17 protein-coding genes and 1 pseudogene are annotated in these 16,875 nt (G+C 73.3%); 16 read left to right on the plus strand and 2 right to left on the minus strand.

Annotated elements, in window-relative coordinates:
• Positions 1–48 precede the first annotated feature (48 nt).
• From OMK64_RS07150 to OMK64_RS07205, 12 genes are all read left to right on the plus strand, one after another.
• Positions 49–897, plus strand: a complete 849-nt coding sequence (locus OMK64_RS07150; protein WP_272727387.1) for a cell division protein FtsQ/DivIB — start codon at positions 49–51, stop codon at positions 895–897.
• Positions 898–1,229: 332 nt separating this feature from the next.
• Positions 1,230–2,486: a cell division protein FtsZ gene (gene ftsZ / locus OMK64_RS07155; protein ID WP_272727388.1), complete on the plus strand. Its 1,257-nt coding sequence runs from the start codon at positions 1,230–1,232 to the stop codon at positions 2,484–2,486.
• Positions 2,487–2,489: 3 nt separating this feature from the next.
• A complete protein-coding gene (gene pgeF / locus OMK64_RS07160) occupies positions 2,490–3,239 on the plus strand; it encodes a peptidoglycan editing factor PgeF (protein WP_272727389.1) in 750 nt (249 codons plus the stop codon).
• Between the two features lie 180 nt (positions 3,240–3,419).
• Positions 3,420–3,905 carry a cell division protein SepF gene (locus OMK64_RS07165; protein WP_272727390.1) on the plus strand — a complete coding sequence of 162 codons (486 nt, stop codon included), beginning with the start codon at positions 3,420–3,422 and terminating at the stop codon, positions 3,903–3,905.
• 1 nt (position 3,906) lies between these two features.
• A complete protein-coding gene (locus OMK64_RS07170; RefSeq protein ID WP_272727391.1) occupies positions 3,907–4,197 on the plus strand; it encodes a YggT family protein in 291 nt (96 codons plus the stop codon).
• 154 nt (positions 4,198–4,351) lie between these two features.
• Positions 4,352–5,011, plus strand: coding sequence for a DivIVA domain-containing protein (locus OMK64_RS07175; RefSeq protein ID WP_272727392.1), 660 nt, complete (start codon positions 4,352–4,354; stop codon positions 5,009–5,011).
• A gap of 149 nt (positions 5,012–5,160) precedes the next feature.
• Entirely contained in the window at positions 5,161–5,622 is a 462-nt protein-coding gene (locus OMK64_RS07180; RefSeq protein ID WP_374694068.1) for a TraR/DksA family transcriptional regulator, read from the plus strand.
• Between the two features lie 20 nt (positions 5,623–5,642).
• Positions 5,643–6,371: a signal peptidase II gene (locus tag OMK64_RS07185; RefSeq protein ID WP_308201777.1), complete on the plus strand. Its 729-nt coding sequence runs from the start codon at positions 5,643–5,645 to the stop codon at positions 6,369–6,371.
• Positions 6,364–7,302, plus strand: a complete 939-nt coding sequence (locus OMK64_RS07190) for an RluA family pseudouridine synthase (protein WP_272727393.1) — start codon at positions 6,364–6,366, stop codon at positions 7,300–7,302. Before OMK64_RS07185 ends, OMK64_RS07190 begins: the two co-directional genes overlap by 8 nt.
• A gap of 131 nt (positions 7,303–7,433) precedes the next feature.
• Positions 7,434–10,973, plus strand: a complete 3,540-nt coding sequence (dnaE, locus tag OMK64_RS07195) for a DNA polymerase III subunit alpha (protein WP_272727394.1) — start codon at positions 7,434–7,436, stop codon at positions 10,971–10,973.
• A gap of 68 nt (positions 10,974–11,041) precedes the next feature.
• Positions 11,042–11,413, plus strand: coding sequence for an ArsR/SmtB family transcription factor (locus OMK64_RS07200; protein WP_272727395.1), 372 nt, complete (start codon positions 11,042–11,044; stop codon positions 11,411–11,413).
• Complete coding sequence (locus tag OMK64_RS07205) at positions 11,410–11,913, plus strand: SRPBCC family protein (RefSeq protein WP_272727396.1); 504 nt, start codon at positions 11,410–11,412, stop codon at positions 11,911–11,913. The genes OMK64_RS07200 and OMK64_RS07205 overlap by 4 nt, the downstream gene beginning before the upstream one ends.
• A 47-nt stretch (positions 11,914–11,960) precedes the next feature.
• Here OMK64_RS07205 and OMK64_RS07210 read toward each other — a convergent pair whose 3' ends face one another.
• The gene (locus OMK64_RS07210) at positions 11,961–12,179 is read right to left on the minus strand and encodes an RNA-binding S4 domain-containing protein (RefSeq protein WP_162351753.1); all 219 of its coding nucleotides are present in this window, start codon (positions 12,177–12,179) and stop codon (positions 11,961–11,963) included.
• An 83-nt stretch (positions 12,180–12,262) separates the two neighbouring features.
• Between OMK64_RS07210 and hisD the strand changes: the two genes are divergently transcribed.
• On the plus strand, positions 12,263–13,585 hold the full coding sequence (gene hisD / locus OMK64_RS07215; protein ID WP_272727397.1) for a histidinol dehydrogenase: 1,323 nt from the start codon (positions 12,263–12,265) through the stop codon (positions 13,583–13,585).
• A 60-nt stretch (positions 13,586–13,645) separates the two neighbouring features.
• On the opposite strand, the gene adhP is transcribed toward hisD, so the two are convergent.
• Positions 13,646–14,683: an alcohol dehydrogenase AdhP gene (gene adhP / locus OMK64_RS07220; RefSeq protein WP_272727398.1), complete on the minus strand. Its 1,038-nt coding sequence runs from the start codon at positions 14,681–14,683 to the stop codon at positions 13,646–13,648.
• A 174-nt stretch (positions 14,684–14,857) separates the two neighbouring features.
• On the opposite strand from adhP, the gene OMK64_RS07225 reads away from it, so the two are divergent.
• The 3 genes and pseudogenes from OMK64_RS07225 to OMK64_RS07235 all read left to right on the plus strand — a co-directional run.
• Complete coding sequence (locus OMK64_RS07225) at positions 14,858–16,000, plus strand: histidinol-phosphate transaminase (RefSeq protein WP_272727399.1); 1,143 nt, start codon at positions 14,858–14,860, stop codon at positions 15,998–16,000.
• Entirely contained in the window at positions 15,997–16,617 is a 621-nt protein-coding gene (gene hisB / locus OMK64_RS07230; protein ID WP_272727400.1) for an imidazoleglycerol-phosphate dehydratase HisB, read from the plus strand. Before OMK64_RS07225 ends, hisB begins: the two co-directional genes overlap by 4 nt.
• Positions 16,614–16,875, plus strand: a pseudogene (locus tag OMK64_RS07235) (hypothetical protein); the annotation flags it as partial. The gene hisB and the pseudogene OMK64_RS07235, both read left to right, overlap by 4 nt.

Raw genomic sequence — 16,875 nt, forward strand, 5'->3', positions numbered from 1 at the left:
ACGCCGCGCGCCGCGCGCACCGCGCCGGTGACCGGCAGCACGGACGCCGTGCCGTCCGCCACCGGGGACGCTCCCACGACGTTCGGACGTGCCGTCACGACGTACACCGCAGGCGGCCGCGGCCTCACGGGCCGGGGCGGTCCGGTGTCCCCGCCCGTGGTGTCCTCCAGCTCGGCCGCGCGCTTCGAGGAGCGGGCACGTGCCAGACGGTCGCGCTCGCGCCGGAAGGTCGCGGCGGTCGCCGGGGGAGCGGTCGCGGCCGGTGCGCTCGGCTGGCTGCTGCTGCTGTCGCCCGTGCTCGCGCTCGACCCGCAGGACGTCCGCGTCGAGGGGGCGGGGACGGTCGTCGCGGTCGACCAGGTCCTCGACGTCGTGGACGCGCACACCGGGACGCCGCTGCCGCGGCTCGACACCGTGCGGCTGCGCGACGAGGTCCTCGAGGTGCCGGGCGTCCGGGAGGCGCGCGTCACGCGCGGCTGGCCGCACGGGCTGCTCGTGGTCCTCGTCGCGCGCGAGCCGGTGGCGGCGGTCCCCGAGCCGGAGCAGGGCGGCTTCGCGCTGCTGGACATGGAGGGCGTGCAGGTCGGCCGGGTCGACGCCGCGCCGGACGGGCTGCCCGTCGTCGACGTGCCGGTCGGTGACGCCCGGACGCTGTCCGCGGTGCTCACGGTGCTCGAGCAGCTGCCCGCCGAGCTTCTCGCCCAGGTGCAGGGCGTCTCGGCGCGGACGCAGGACACGGTGACGATGCAGCTGCGCGACGGCGTGCGCGTGGACTGGGGCTCGGCGGCGGAGACGCCCCTCAAGATCGCGGTGCTCTCGACGCTGCGGTCGTCGGGGGCCGCCGCGGGGGCGACGGTGATCGACGTGTCGGCGCCGCGGCTGCCGATCACACGCTGACCGGGACCCGGGCGAGCGGGGTCCCCGTGCGTGCGGGTGCCGGCCGCCGGCAGCGAGCGGCGCTGTCCGGAGGCGCCGTCCCCGGGAAGCGGAGGTCGCCGGCCGGGTCGTCGCGAGGCACCCGGCGCGCCCGTCCAGAACCCGTGGCGCGACACGCGGCGTGGTGCGTTGAACACGACGCGTGCGGCACCTAGCGTCACGCACTGACAACGCACCTGACATAACTCTAACCCTCAACCTGAACCTGAAGGTTGAACCTCGACCGCGGCGTGTCGCGGTCGGACCCTCGCGGGCAGCACCCCGCGACCGGCTCGGAACGAGAGGCACCCACCGTGGCAGCTCCGCAGAACTACCTGGCGGTCATCAAGGTCGTCGGCATCGGCGGCGGCGGCGTCAACGCCGTGAACCGCATGATCGAGGTCGGCCTCAAGGGTGTCGAGTTCATCGCCGTCAACACCGACGCCCAGGCCCTGCTCATGTCCGACGCCGACGTCAAGCTCGACGTCGGCCGTGAGCTGACGCGCGGCCTCGGTGCCGGCGCGGACCCCGAGGTCGGCAAGAAGGCCGCCGAGGACCACGCCGAGGAGATCGAGGACGTCCTGCGCGGCGCCGACATGGTCTTCGTCACGGCGGGCGAGGGCGGCGGCACCGGCACCGGCGGCGCGCCGGTCGTGGCCCGCATCGCGCGCTCGCTCGGCGCCCTGACGATCGGCGTCGTCACGCGCCCGTTCACCTTCGAGGGGCGTCGCCGCTCGGTGCAGGCCGACACGGGCATCGAGGCCCTGCGTGCCGAGGTCGACACGCTCATCGTCATCCCGAACGACCGGCTGCTGTCGATCTCCGACCGCAACGTGTCCGTGCTCGACGCGTTCCACTCCGCCGACCAGGTGCTGCTGTCCGGCGTGCAGGGCATCACCGACCTCATCACGACCCCGGGCCTCATCAACCTCGACTTCGCCGACGTAAAGTCCGTCATGCAGGGTGCGGGCTCGGCGCTCATGGGCATCGGGTTCGCACGCGGCGAGGACCGTGCGGTGCAGGCCGCCGAGATGGCGATCTCGTCGCCCCTGCTCGAGGCGAGCATCGACGGTGCGCACGGCGTCCTGCTCTCGATCCAGGGCGGCTCGGACCTCGGCCTGTTCGAGATCAACGAGGCCGCGCGCCTCGTGCAGGAGGCCGCGCACCCCGAGGCGAACATCATCTTCGGCGCGGTCATCGACGACGCCCTGGGCGACGAGGTCCGCGTGACCGTCATCGCGGCTGGCTTCGACGGCGGCGGCCCGGTCGTGCGCCGCGACTCGCGCGCTCTGGGCCAGGTCAGCGGCGCGTCGGTCCGGACGGTGCCCGCGGCCCCGACGGTCCCCACGCCGCGCCCGGTCGTCGACCCGGAGGACGAGGTCCTGCCGGTCGGTGCGTACGGCCAGTCGCGGACGGTACGCCCGGCGCAGCAGCCCGAGGTCCCGGCGTTCCTGTCGACCGAGGCGGAGCCCACGCCGATCACGGGCGCGCTCGAGGTGCCGCGCATCTTCACCGAGGACGCGCCGCGCCGGGAGCGCGAGGAGCTCGACGTCCCCGACTTCCTCAAGTAAGCGGTGCCGGGCGGGCTCGCCGTGCTCGCCGTGGACCTCGGCCCGGGCGTCCGGGCCGGGTTCACGACGCGGACCGGCGGCGTGAGCCGGGTGCCGTACGACGCGCTCAACCTGGGTGCCGGCGTCGCGGACGAGCCGTCCGACGTCGCGCGCAACCGCGGCCTCGTCGCGGGCTGGGTCGGGGCGCCCGTCGCGTTCGGCACGCAGGTGCACGGGCGCGCGGTCGCGGTCGTGCGCACCCCGGCCGACGCGGACGACCTGCTCGCCTCGGTCGGGGAGGTCGACGCGCTCGTCGGCGCGGGCCCGGGCGTCGCGGTGGGCGTCCTCGTCGCGGACTGCGTGCCCGTGCTCCTCGCCGACGCGGAGGCCGGTCTGGTCGCGGCGGTGCACGCGGGCCGCCGCGGGCTCGTCGCGGGTGTCGTCGAGGCGGCCGTCGACGCGCTGGTCGCCGAGGGCGCCCAGCCGGACCGTCTGCGCGCCGCCGTCGGCCCCTGCATCGCGGGGCGCTCCTACGAGGTGCCGGCGGACCTGCGCGACGAGGTGGCCGCGGCCGTGCCGGAGACCGCGGCGACCACGTCGTGGGGGACGCCCGCGCTCGACCTGCCCGCCGGTGTCGCGGCGGTGCTGCGCCGGACCGGGGTGCGCGACGTGGCGCGCGCCGACCGCGACACGTACACGGACGCGGACCTCTTCTCTTTCCGGCGCGACGGCACGACGGGGCGGTTCGCCGGGGTCGTCCGGGCTCCGGGCTGACCAGCACCGCGACCCGATCGGGCGAGACCGGCGCGTCGCGGGCGTGTCGCGGTGGCGGTGCGCGAGCCCGTTGCTAGCGTGACCGTCGGAGGGAGCCCGTCGCTCCCGGTGCCGGCATCCCCGGTCCCGGACGGCGGTACCGGGAAAGGCCGGAGAGATCCGGGGAGGGAGCCCAAGGCGATGGCCGGAGCGCTGCGCAAGACGATGCTGTACCTCGGTCTGGCCGACGACCGGTCCGAGCACGAGGAGTACCTCGAGGACCTCGACGGAGGGGACGTCGCCGTGGAGCACGAGTACGAGGCCCAGGTCACGCCGCTGCACCGCCCGGTGCCGCGCACGCCCGCCCCGGCGCCCGCGCCGGCGCCGGTCGCGCACGACCTGCGCCGCATCACCACGATCCACCCGCGCTCGTACAACGACGCGCGCAAGATCGGCGAGGCGTTCCGCGAGGGCACGCCGGTGATCATGAACCTGACGGACATGGACGACGCGGACGCCAAGCGTCTCGTCGACTTCTCCGCGGGCCTCATCTTCGGCCTGCACGGCGCGATCGAGCGCGTGACGAGCAAGGTGTTCCTGCTCTCGCCCGCGCACGTCGAGGTCGCCGGGGACGCCGCGTCCACGGAGCAGCAGGCCGGCCGGTCCGGCTTCTACAACCAGAGCTGACGTGCGCCTGATCTTCAGCCTCCTGTACCTGGTCGTCCTCGCGTTCTTCCTGCTGCTGCTCGTGCGGCTGGTGCTGGACTGGGTGCAGTTCTTCGCGCGCGACTGGCGCCCGCGAGGTGTCGCGCTCGTCATCGCCGAGGCCACCTACACGGTGACCGACCCGCCGCTGAAGGCGCTGCGACGGGTCCTCCCGCCGGTCGGGATCGGCTCGATCCGGCTCGACCTGGCCTTCTTCGTGCTGGTGCTCGCGTGCTCGCTGCTGATGGCGGTGCTGGGCAACCTGGCCGCATGACGGTGCGCCCCACGACCCTCGTCCGGACCGTGTCCACGCCCGGTCCTGACGTGTGTCGGGGGACGTGCCCCCGCTGCAATCTCCGCTACGGTGGCCCGAGGCGGTCGGTCGACCGCCACGGCCCGACCGAGCTCGACCGACAGAGGTGACGACGATGGCACTGCTGACCGCAGACGACGTCCTGAACAAGAAGTTCCAGGCGACGAAGTTCCGCGAGGGGTACGACCAGGACGAGGTCGACGACTTCCTGGACGAGGTCGTCAACACGCTGCGCGAGCTCCAGAACGAGAACGAGGACCTCAAGACCAAGCTCGCCGCGGCCGAGCGTCGGATCGCCGAGCTCAGCCGTGCCGGTGCGCAGCAGGCCGCGCCGGCCCCGAAGCCCGAGCCCGTCCCCGAGCTGCAGAAGCCGCAGCCCGCCCCCGTGGTTGCCCCCGTCGCGCCGGTCGCCCCGCAGCGTCCGAGCGAGCCCGAGTCCGCCACCGGCATGCTGGCGCTCGCGCAGAAGCTGCACGACGACTACGTGCGCAGCGGCCAGGAGGAGAGCGACCGGCTCATCGGCGAGGCGAAGACGCAGGCGAACCGCATCGTGCGCGAGGCGGAGGAGACGTCGCAGCGCACGCTGGGCCAGCTCGAGCAGGAGCGCTCGCTCCTCGAGCGCAAGATCGACGAGCTGCGCGTGTTCGAGCGCGACTACCGGACGCGTCTCAAGAGCTACCTCGAGAACCTGCTGGGCGACCTCGACAACCGCGGCAACGCGCTCCCGCCTCGCTCGGGCCAGGTGCAGCCCGTGGGGGACGGTCAGAACATCTGATCCGGTGACGGCGCCGGGCCGCGTCGTCACAGGTCAGCGCAGTACTCGCACGACTCACCACGCCGGGGATTCACCCGGCGTGGTGTGTTGTCTCCGGACGTATCCACGCATAAAGTCGCGGGACTTGACGACTTGGGGGGGACCAGGACGTGGCAATCAACGACGCACTGAGCGACGTCGCCGTAGCGGCCGACACGAAGGATCTGGACGAGCGCGTGAAGCAGTTCCCCGTCCGCGACGGCGAGACGCCCTGGACGGCGGACGAGGTCAAGGAGGTCGCCGACGAGCTGACCTCGGACATCGACCGCCTGACGGGCGAGCTGGCCGCCGCCGACGCAGAGCTGTCCGACCTGCTCCGCAACTCCGGCGACGGCGCCGGCGACGACCAGGCCGACTCGGGTTCGTCCGCGCTCGAGCGCGAGCAGGAGCTCACGCTCGTCAACAACACGCGGGACCTGCTCGCGCAGACGCAGCGCGCGCTCGGCCGGATCTCGGCGGGCACGTTCGGCACGTGCGAGTCGTGCGGCAAGGCGATCGGCAAGGCGCGCGTGCAGGCGTTCCCGCGCGCGACGCTGTGCGTGGAGTGCAAGCAGCGGGAGGAGCGTCGCTGACGCGCCCGTAGACTCCTGCGGTGCCTTCCACGACTCCCGGACCTGACGCGTCCGCGACCACGCCTGCGCGCCGCCGGCGGCTCGTGACGACGCTCGTCGTCCTCGCGGCCGCCGTCCTGCTCGTCGACCAGCTCACGAAGCGGTGGGCGCTCGCGTCGCTCGAGGAGGGTGTGCGGCACGACCTCGTCGGCGACCTGCTGGGGTTGCAGCTCGTGTTCAACCCGGGCGCCGCGCTGGGCATCGCGACCGGCATGACGTGGGTCCTCACGGTCGTCGCGACCGTCGTCGTCGTGGTCGTCGTGCGCGCGTCGCGCAGGATCGGGTCGGCGACGTGGGCCGTCGCGCTCGGCCTGCTGCTGGGCGGCGCGCTGGGCAACCTCGTGGACCGGTTCACGCGTGAGCCCGCGTTCGCGCGCGGCGAGGTCGTCGACTTCATCGCGTACGCGAACTGGTTCGTCGGCAACGTGGCCGACATCGCGATCGTCGTCGCGGCGGGCCTCATCGTCCTGCTCGCGGCGCGCGGGGTGCACCTCGACGGGACGCGCGACGGCGACGCAGCACCCGCCGCTGATGCCGCACCCGACGGCGACGCGGCTCCCGGCGGCGTGGTCGCCCCCGACCGCGACGTCGCCCCCGACGGCGACACGGCGGCCGCGGAGCTCGACGACGAGCCGACGACCGGCGGCGCGACGGGCGACGCCGGCCCGGTCACGCGCACCGACTCCCCGGCGGAGCGACCCGGTGCCTGAGGTCCGCGCGTTGCCCGTGCCCGACGGGCTCGCGGGCGAGCGGGTCGACGCCGCGCTGTCCCGCATGCTCGGCCTGTCGCGCACGCGCGCCGCGGAGATCGCCGCCGCCGGTGGCGTGCGCGTCGACGGCCGGTCGGTCGGCAAGTCGGACCGCCTCGTGGCCGGTGGCTGGCTCGAGGTCGAGATCCCCGACCCGCAGGGCCCGGCGGCGCCCGCGGTCGTCCCGGAGCCGGTCCCGGGCATGCGGATCGTGCACGACGACGACGAGGTCGTGGTCGTCGACAAGCCCGTCGGCGTCGCCGCGCACCCGTCTCCCGGCTGGACCGGCCCGACGGTCGTCGGTGCGCTGGCGGCAGCGGGGTACCGGATCTCGACGTCGGGGGCCGCCGAGCGGCAGGGCGTCGTGCACCGGCTGGACGTCGGCACGTCGGGCCTCATGGTGGTCGCGAAGAGCGAGCGCGCGTACACGGTGCTCAAGCGCGCGTTCAAGGAGCGCACGGTCGAGAAGGTGTACCACGCACTCGTCCAGGGGCACCCCGAGCCCACGACGGGCACGATCGACGCGCCGATCGGGCGGCACCCGTCGGCGGACTGGAAGTTCGCGGTGGTCGCGGACGGCAAGCCGTCCGTCACGCACTACGAGGTCCTGGAGATGCTCCCGTCGGCGTCGCTCGTCGAGGTGCACCTCGAGACGGGCCGCACGCACCAGATCCGCGTGCACTTCGCGGCGCTGCGGCACCCGTGCGTCGGCGACCTGACGTACGGCGCGGACCCGACGCTCGCGGCGCGGACGGGGCTGTCGCGGCAGTGGCTGCACGCGGTCCGGCTGGGCTTCGAGCACCCCGCGACGGGGGACTGGCTCGAGGTCACGAGCACCTACCCGGACGACCTCGCGCACGCGCTCGAGACGCTCGGCGCGGGCTACCGCTGACCGTCCGCGCGACCGGTCCTGGACCGCGCGCGGCGCGTCCGCGGTGACCCGTCCGGCGTGTCGCGCACGCCACCTCCGACACGGTCCCGGGGCGTCCGGAGGTGTCGGTGGGGACACCTAGGATGGCCCGCATGGCATCTGCTGGAGGCTCCGACTTCGTCCACCTCCACGTGCACACCGAGTACTCGATGCTCGACGGCGCGGCCCGTCTGACGGAGCTCTTCGCGGAGGTCGAGCGGCAGGGCCAGACGGCGATCGCGACCACGGACCACGGGTACCTGTTCGGTGCGTTCGACTTCTGGTCGAAGGGCACGGCGGCGGGGATCAAGCCGATCATCGGCGTCGAGGCGTACGTCACGCCGGGCACGAGCCGGTTCGACCAGACGCGAGTGCGCTTCGGCCAGCAGGGCCAGGAGGCGGACGACGTCTCGGCGCGCGGTGCGTACACGCACATGACGATGCTCGCGCGCAACAACGAGGGTCTGCACAACCTGTTCCGGGCGTCGTCGCTCGCGTCGCTCGAGGGTCAGATGGGCAAGTGGCCCCGGATGGACCGCGACCTGCTGGAGACGTACGGCAAGGGCCTGATCGCGACGTCGGGCTGCCCGTCGGGGGAGATCCAGACCCGTCTGCGCCTGGGCCAGTGGGACGAGGCTGTCCGCGTCGCCGGCGAGCTGCAGGACATCTTCGGCAAGGAGTTCTTCTACGTCGAGCTGATGGACCACGGGATCGAGATCGAGACCCGGGTCCTCAAGGACCTGCTGCGCCTGTCGGAGACCATCGGAGCACCGCTCGTCGCGACGAACGACCTGCACTACACGCGGCAGGAGGACTCCGCGTCGCAGGAGGCGCTGCTCGCGATCAACTCGGGCTCGACGCTGTCGGACCCGGACCGGTTCAAGTTCGACGGCGACGGCTACTACGTGAAGTCCGCGGCGGAGATGCGGCGCATCTGGGCGGAGCTGCCCGAGGCGTGCGACAACACGCTGCGCATCGCGGAGCAGTGCGAGGTCTCGTTCAACACGTCGGCGAACTACATGCCGAACTACCCGGTCCCGGCGGGCGAGGACGAGACGAGCTGGTTCGTCAAGGAGGTCGAGAAGGGCCTCCACCACCGGTACCCCGGCGGCATCCCGGACGACGTGCGCAAGCAGGCGGCGTACGAGACCGAGGTCATCACGCAGATGGGCTTCCCGGGGTACTTCCTCGTGGTCGCCGACTTCATCAACTGGGCGAAGGACCACGGCATCCGCGTCGGGCCGGGGCGTGGTTCGGGTGCGGGCTCGATGGCCGCCTACGCGATGAAGATCACCGACCTCGACCCGCTGCAGCACGGTCTGATCTTCGAGCGGTTCCTCAACCCCGACCGCGTCTCGATGCCCGACTTCGACGTCGACTTCGACGAGCGTCGGCGCGGCGAGGTCATCAAGTACGTGACGGAGAAGTACGGCGAGGACCGCGTCGCGCAGATCGTCACGTACGGCACCATCAAGGCCAAGCAGGCCCTCAAGGACTCCGCGCGGCTGCTCGGGATGCCGTTCGCGATGGGGGAGAAGCTCACCAAGGCGATGCCGCCCGCGATCATGGGCAAGGACATCAGCCTCACGGGCATCTTCGACCCGGCCGACAAGCGGTACCACGAGGCCGAGGAGTTCCGTCAGGTCCACGCCGCCGACCCGGACGCGCAGCGCGTCGTCGAGCTCGCGAAGGGCATCGAGGGGCTGAAGCGGCAGTGGGGCGTGCACGCGGCGGGCGTCATCATGTCGAGCGACCCGCTCATCGACATCATCCCGATCATGCGGCGCCCGCAGGACGGCGCGGTCATCACGCAGTTCGACTACCCCACCTGTGAGGGCCTCGGCCTGATCAAGATGGACTTCCTCGGGCTGCGGAACCTCACGATCCTCGACGACGCGCTCGACAACATCGTCGCGAACGGCAAGGACCCGGTCGTGCTCGAGGAGCTCGAGCTCACCGACCGCAAGACGTACGAGATGCTCGGCCGCGGCGACACGCTGGGCGTGTTCCAGCTCGACGGCGGCGGCATGCGGACCCTGCTGCGGCTCATGCGCCCCGACAACTTCGAGGACATCTCCGCAGTCGGCGCCCTGTACCGCCCGGGTCCGATGGGCGCGAACTCGCACACCAACTACGCGCTGCGCAAGAACGGCGCGCAGGAGGTCACGCCGATCCACCCCGAGCTGGCCGAGCCGCTCGAGGACATCCTCGGCACGACGTACGGCCTGATCGTGTACCAGGAGCAGGTCATGGCGATCGCGCAGCGCGTCGCCGGGTACTCGCTCGGTCAGGCCGACATCCTGCGCCGCGCGATGGGCAAGAAGAAGAAGTCCGAGCTGGACAAGCAGTTCGAGGGCTTCTCGGCGGGCATGCAGGAGCGCGGCTTCTCGATGGCCGCCGTGCAGACGCTGTGGGACATCCTGCTGCCGTTCTCGGACTACGCGTTCAACAAGGCGCACTCGGCCGCGTACGGCGTGGTGTCGTACTGGACCGCTTACCTCAAGGCGAACTACCCGGTCGAGTACATGGCCGCGCTGCTCACGTCCGTCAAGGACGACAAGGACAAGTCGGCGCTGTACCTCGGCGAGTGCCGGCACATGGGCATCACGGTCCTGCCGCCCGACGTGAACTCGTCGTCCGCGAACTTCACGGCCGTGGGCGCGGACATCCGGTTCGGCCTCACCGCGGTGCGCAACGTGGGTGCGAACGTCGTCGACGCGATCGTGCGGACCCGCGAGGAGAAGGGCGCGTTCACGTCCTTCACCGACTTCCTCGAGAAGGTGCCGGCGGTCGTCTGCAACAAGCGGACCATCGAGTCGCTCATCAAGGCGGGCGCGTTCGACTCGCTCGGGCACCCGCGTCGTGCGCTGCTGCTCGTGCACGAGCAGGCGGTCGACTCGGTCATCGGCGTCAAGCGCAAGGAGGCGGAGGGCCAGTTCGACCTGTTCGCCGACCTCACGGGCGGTGACGACGCCGGTCCGGGCTTCGCGGTCGCGATCCCCGACCTGCCGGACTGGGACAAGAAGCAGCGCCTCGCGTTCGAGCGGGAGATGCTCGGCCTCTACGTGTCCGACCACCCGCTGTCCGGCATCGAGCACGTGCTCGCGGCCTCGGCGGACGTGTCCATCGCGACGCTGCTCGCGGACGAGGCGCGGCCCGACGGGTCGACCGTCGTGATCGCGGGCCTCATCACGTCGCTCCAGCGCAAGATGTCGAAGCAGGGCAACCCGTGGGCCGCGGTGACGATCGAGGACATGGAGGGGTCCGTCGAGATCATGTTCTTCGGCGAGACGTACCTCGCGTACTCGACGGTGCTCGCGGAGGACGCGGTCGTCGTCGTCAAGGGCCGGGTGCGGCGCCGTGACGAGTCGATGTCCCTGCAGGCGATGGAGGTGTCGCTGCCCGACGTGTCGCAGGTCGCGGACGCGCCGGTGGTCGTCTCGCTCGCGGTCGCGCGCTGCACGCAGCCGCTGGTCGAGCGCCTGCGCGAGGTCCTGTCGACGCACCCGGGGATCACCGAGGTGCACCTGCGGCTGACGAGCCCGGGCCGGGCGACGGTGATGCGCCTGGGTGACGGGCTGCGCGTCGAGCGGTCGCCGTCGCTGTTCGGCGACCTCAAGGCGCTGCTCGGCCCGAGCTGCCTGTCGACCTGATGTCCGCGAGTCCTGTATAGCGCTTGCGTCATATAACTAGCCGTGGAAATATCGTCGACGTGGACGTGATGGACGCACTCGGCGACCCCGTGCGGCGACGGCTCGTCGAGCTGCTCGCCTCGGGCGCGCGCAGCGCCGGCGACCTCGCCGACGCGGTCGGCGCGGAGTTCGGCATCAGCCAGCCTGCGACGTCGCGGCACCTACGGGTGCTGCGGGAGGCCGGCGTGGTCGAGTCGCGCGCGCAGGGCCCGGTCCGGCTCTACTCCGTGCGCCCGGAGCCCCTCGCCGAGGTCGAGCGGTGGGCACGCGACGTGCGGAGCTACTGGGAGCCGCGTCTCGACGCGCTGGGCACCGAGGTCGCGCGCGGGAAGCGCGAGCGTCGACGTGCGTCCGCCGACCCGGCAGGCCCGCCGGACGACGAGCACGGGAGGAACCCATGACCGAGAGCACCGACGTGCGGGGCGTGCTGACGCAGACGCCCGCCGGCACCACCGTGCGCTTCGAGCGGCGCTACGCCACGGACGTCGACGACCTGTGGACGTGCCTGACGGAACCGGGACGCGTCGCCCGCTGGCTCGGCCCGCTGTACGGCGACCTGCGCGTCGGCGGCGCGTACGAGCTGCGGATGGGGGACGACGTGCCGGACGCGGACCAGAACGCGACCGGCGAGGTGCTGGTCTGCGACCGTCCGCACCGGCTCGAGGTCACGTGGGTCTTCCCCGACGAGACCTCGACGCTCGTCACGGCGGAGCTGCGTGCCGACGGGGACGGGACGGTCCTCGTCCTGGAGCACCGGGACCTGCAGGAAGCGGCCGCGCGCGGGTACGGCGGCGGGTGGCACGCGTGCCTCGACCAGCTCGAGGACCACGTCGCGGGACGGCCCGTGCGCGCGTGGCAGGACCTGTTCGACGCCGCGCTGCCGCTCTACCGGGAGGTCTGACCCGCCCCCGGCCGCGGGTCGCGGGTCGCCGTCTCAGCGCCCAGCGGTCAGCCGACCGTGGCGCTGACCACGCCCGTCGGCAGGTCCACGTCGACGCGGTCGCCGCGCACGAGCTGCCGGCCGCGACGGGACTCGGGCTCGCCGTTCACGGTCACCGCGCCGTCGTCGAGGAGCTCGCGCGCCTGCGCGCCCGTCTCGGCGAGGTCGGCGAGCTTGAGGAACTGGCCGAGGCGGATCGAGTCGTCGGCGATGGGCACCTGCGTCATGGCAGCAGTCTGCCCCGCCGACGCACGCGACCGGAGCGTGGGCGCACCGGAAAGGGGAGGCGTCCGCTCGTAGACTCGTGGCCGTGATCACCCGAATCGACCTGCGCGGTCGCGTGCTGTCCCGTCGTGAGCTCCTGCAGGAGCTGCCTCGCGCGGAGGTCGACGTCGAGCACGCCGCGGAGGCGGTCGCACCGATCATCGCCGCCGTGCGCGAGCGCGGCGCGGCCGAGCTCCGCGACCTCGCCGAGCGGTTCGACGGCGTCCGTCCCCAGCACGTCCGCGTCCCCGCCGCGACGGTCGCCGCCGCGGTCGACCGGCTCGACCCGCGGGTGCGGGCCGCGCTCGAGGAGACCATCCGCCGCGTGCGCCAGGTGCACCGCGCACAGCGTCCTGCCGACTTCACGGTCGAGGTCGCGCCGGGCGCGACGGTCCGTCAGCGCTGGCTGCCGGTGCGCCGGGTCGGCCTGTACGTGCCGGGCGGGCTCGCGGTGTACCCGTCGTCGGTCGTGATGAACGTGGTCGCGGCGCAGGAGGCCGGTGTCGGCTCGCTCGCGGTCGCGTCCCCGCCGCAGAAGGACGAGGGCGGGCTGCCCGACCCGGTCGTCCTCGCGACGTGCGCGCTGCTCGGGGTCGACGAGGTGTACGCCGTGGGCGGCGCGCAGGCGGTCGCGATGTTCGCGTACGGAGCCGCGGGCTCGCAGGAGGAGGACGGCGCGACGCTGTGCGAGCCGGTCGACGTCATCACGGGTCCCGGCAACGTGTACGTCGCCGCCGCGAAGCGGCTCGTCCGGGGCGTCGTCGGCATCGACGCGGAGGCCGGCCCGACCGAGATCGCGATCCTCGCGGACGGCACGGCCGACGCCAACCACGTCGCCGCCGACCTCGTGTCGCAGGCCGAGCACGACCCGCTGGCCGCCGCAGTCCTCGTGACGCCGTCGGTCGAGCTCGCGGGCTCGGTCGAGGCGAAGCTCGTCGACCGGGTCGACGCGACCCGGCACCGCGAGCGCGTGACCACCGCCCTCAACGGCACGCAGTCGGCGATCGTCCTGGTCGACGACCTCGACGCGGGCCTCGACGTCGTCAACGCGTACGGCGCCGAGCACCTCGAGATCCAGGCGGTCGGCGCGGCCGCGCTCGCGGACCGCGTGACGAGCGCGGGCGCGATCTTCGTCGGCCCCTACTCCCCGGTGTCGCTGGGCGACTACATGGCGGGGTCGAACCACGTGCTGCCCACGGGCGGCTGCGCGCACTTCGCGAGCGGGCTCGGGGTGCACTCCTTCGTGCGCGCGGTGCAGGTCGTCGAGTACGACGCCGACGCGCTCGAGGAGGTCGCGGACCGGATCGTGGCGCTCGCCGACGCCGAGGGTCTGCCGGCGCACGGCGAGGCGGTCCGGGCGCGCTTCTGACGCGGCGCGACCAGCCGACGGCCGGCAGCCCGACGGCGCCGGCCGTCGCCGTCGGTGCCGTCAGGAGCCGTCGCGCGCGACGTCGAGCACGACCCGCCCGTCGACCCTGCCCTGCTCGAGCTCGTGCAGGACGGCGTTGACGTCGGAGAGCGGCCTCACGGTGAACGTCGGGCTGACCTTGCCGCGTGCGAAGAAGTCGAGCGCCTCCGCCATGTCGACCCGCGTCCCGACGATCGACCCGCGGACGGTCAGCCCGCGCAGGACGGTCGAGACGATGTCGAGCGGGAAGGCCGCGGGCGGCAGCCCGACGAGCACGACGGTGCCGCCGGGGCGCAGCGACCCGACGGCCTGCGGGAACGCGCGCGCGTCGACCGCGGTCACGAGCGCGCCGTGCACGCCGCCGGTGAGCTGCTGGACGTGCGCGACGGGGTCGTCGACGTCGCGGACGTTCACGCCGACCTCGGCGCCGTGCTTGAGCGCGAGGTCGAGCTTGGTGTCGTCGACGTCGACCGCGACGACGCGGCGTCCCATCGCGACCGCGTACTGCACCGCGAGGTGGCCGAGGCCGCCGATGCCGGAGACGAGCACCCACTCGCCGGGCCGCGTGTCGGTGACCTTGAGGCCCTTGTAGACGGTGACGCCCGCGCACAGCACGGGGGCAGCGGCTGCGGGGTCGACGCCCGGCGGGACGATGGGGCAGTAGCGGGAGTCGACGAGCATGTGCTCGGCGAACGACCCGTCGATGCTGTACCCGCTGTTGCGCTGCTGCGCGCACAGCGTCTCGCGGCCGGACACGCAGTAGGCGCACGCGCCGCACGCGGTCGCGAGCCACGCGTTGCCGACCCGGTCGCCGACCGCGACGCGGGTCACGCCCTCCCCGACGGCGACGACGGTCCCGACGCCCTCGTGCCCCGGGACGAACGGCGGCACGGGCTTGACCGGCCAGTCGCCGCGCGCCGCGTGCACGTCGGTGTGGCACACGCCGGAGTACTCGACCCGCACGAGCGCCTGGAACGGTCCCGGTTCAGGGATCGCGACCTCCGTGACGTCCAGGTCACGGGTGAACGAGCGGACCACGGCCGCCTGCATCGTGCGCATCAGCGTCCTCCTCGACGGTGCGCGGTGCCCGGGGGTGCGAGCACCGGGGGGTGCACGTGTGACGTGCCACCGCTTCGACGCTAGGTCGCGGGCCGCGGGCGCGGTGAGGACGTTCGTCCCCGTCCCGCGGACGTCGCGCCAGGCGCGCGGCGGACGATCCCTAGAATCGGCAGCGTGACCGCCGACCTCGCCCGCCCCGCGCTGCCGCTGCGCCCCGAGCTCGCCGGGCTGGCGCCGTACGGCGCGCCCCAGCTCGACGTGCCGGTGCTGCTCAACGTCAACGAGAACCCGTACGCGCCGTCGGACGCGGTCGTCGAGGACGTCGCGCGGGCAGTGGCGGACGCGACGCGCACGCTCAACCGCTACCCGGACCGCGACTTCGGCGCCCTGCGGCAGGACCTCGCGGACTACCTCGCGGTCGAGTCGGGCGTGCGTGTCGCGCCCGAGCAGGTGTGGGCGGCCAACGGGTCGAACGAGATCATGCTGCACGTGCTGCAGGCGTTCGGCGGTCCGGGCCGCACCGCGCTGTCCTTCGCCCCCACGTACTCCATGTACCCGGAGTACGCGCGCGACACGTCGACGGCCTGGATCGAGGGGCGACGCGAGGAGGACTTCAGCCTCGACCCCGACGCGGCTCGCGCCGCGATCGCGCAGCACGCGCCGTCGGTCGTGCTGCTGGCCAGCCCGAACAACCCGACGGGCACCGCGCTGCCGGCGTCGACCGTGCTCGCGGTCCTCGACGCCGCGGCCCGCGTCCCCGGTGGGTGCGTCGTCGTCGTCGACGAGGCGTACGGCGAGTTCCGCCGGCGGGGGACGCCGTCCGCGCTCGAGCTGCTCGACGGCCACCCGCACCTCGCCGTCAGCCGGACCATGTCGAAGGCGTTCGGCCTCGCGGGCGCGCGCGTCGGCTACCTCGCCGCGTCGACCGCGTTCGTCGACGCCCTGCGCGTCGTGCGGCTGCCGTACCACCTGTCGGCGGTGACGCAGGCCGTCGCACGGGCGGCCCTGCGTCACGCGCCCGAGCTCATGGCGCAGGTCGGCGCGCTCCGCGACGAGCGCGACGCCCTCGTCGTGTGGTTGCGCGAGCGCGGGCTGCGCGTCGCGGACTCCGACGCCAACTTCGTCCTGTTCGGCACGTTCGACGACCGGCGGGCCGTCTGGCAAGGTCTGCTCGACCGCGGCGTCCTCATCCGCGAGGTCGGGCCGCAGGGCTGGCTGCGGGTGTCGGTCGGCACCCCGCAGGAGACGGCGGCGTTCCAGGACGCCCTGACGCAGGTCGCGGGACTGACCGCGACCGGCAGCGAGGAGGACCGGTGAGCACCAGCACGACCGCGGGCGCACGCACCGCGCGCGTCGAGCGCACGACGAGCGAGTCGAGCGTCGTCGTCGAGCTCGACCTCGACGGGACGGGCCGCACCGAGATCTCGACGACGGTGCCGTTCTACGACCACATGCTCACCGCGCTCGGCAAGCACTCGCTCATCGACCTCACCGTCCGCGCGACCGGCGACACGCACATCGACGCGCACCACACGGTCGAGGACGTCGCGATCACCCTCGGCGAGGCGCTGCGTCAGGCGCTCGGCGACAAGCGGGGCATCTCCCGCTACGGCGACGCGACCGTCCCGCTCGACGAGGCGCTCGCGCAGGCCGTCGTCGACGTGTCCGGCCGCCCGTACCTCGTCCACTCGGGCGAGCCCGAGGGGCAGGAGTACCACCTCATCGGCGGGCACTTCACCGGCTCCCTGACACGGCACGTGCTCGAGTCCATCGCGCACCACGCCGCCTTCAGCATCCACGTCCGCGTGCTCGCGGGCCGCGACCCGCACCACATCGTCGAGGCGCAGTTCAAGGCCCTGGCGCGTGCGCTGCGGTTCGCGGTCGCGCTCGACCCGCGCGTGGACGGCATCCCGTCGACGAAGGGCGCGCTGTGACCGACCAGCCCACCGACGGCCGGACGCCCGACGAGCCGGACGACGTCGTCGTCCCCGACGACCTGTCGTCGCTGCTCGACGGACCTGCCGGCGCCTCGGTCCCGGACGACGCCTCGTCGCTGCTCGACGCCAGCGCAGGCCCGGCCCTGCCCGACGACGAGTCGGCGCTCCTTCGTGACGACGCGGACGAGCCGTCGCCGACGGACGACGCGCTCGCGGGTGACGGAGCGGGTGCTGCGGACGCGGCTGACGGTGCGG

Origin of the sequence: Cellulomonas fimi (assembly GCF_028527925.1) — a bacterium.
Classification (GTDB): domain Bacteria; phylum Actinomycetota; class Actinomycetes; order Actinomycetales; family Cellulomonadaceae; genus Cellulomonas; species Cellulomonas fimi_C.

Bases quoted from the DNA above. Each gene is read 5' to 3' on its own strand.
- OMK64_RS07165 (WP_272727390.1), top strand. From the start codon at position 3,420: ATGGCCGGAGCGCTGCGCAAGACGATGCTGTACCTCGGTCTGGCCGAC.
- OMK64_RS07175 (WP_272727392.1), top strand. From the start codon at position 4,352: ATGGCACTGCTGACCGCAGACGACGTCCTGAACAAGAAGTTCCAGGCG.
- dnaE (WP_272727394.1), top strand. From the start codon at position 7,434: ATGGCATCTGCTGGAGGCTCCGACTTCGTCCACCTCCACGTGCACACC.
- OMK64_RS07200 (WP_272727395.1), top strand. From the start codon at position 11,042: ATGGACGCACTCGGCGACCCCGTGCGGCGACGGCTCGTCGAGCTGCTC.
- OMK64_RS07205 (WP_272727396.1), top strand. From the start codon at position 11,410: ATGACCGAGAGCACCGACGTGCGGGGCGTGCTGACGCAGACGCCCGCC.
- OMK64_RS07210 (WP_162351753.1), bottom strand. From the start codon at position 12,179: ATGACGCAGGTGCCCATCGCCGACGACTCGATCCGCCTCGGCCAGTTC.
- adhP (WP_272727398.1), bottom strand. From the start codon at position 14,683: ATGCGCACGATGCAGGCGGCCGTGGTCCGCTCGTTCACCCGTGACCTG.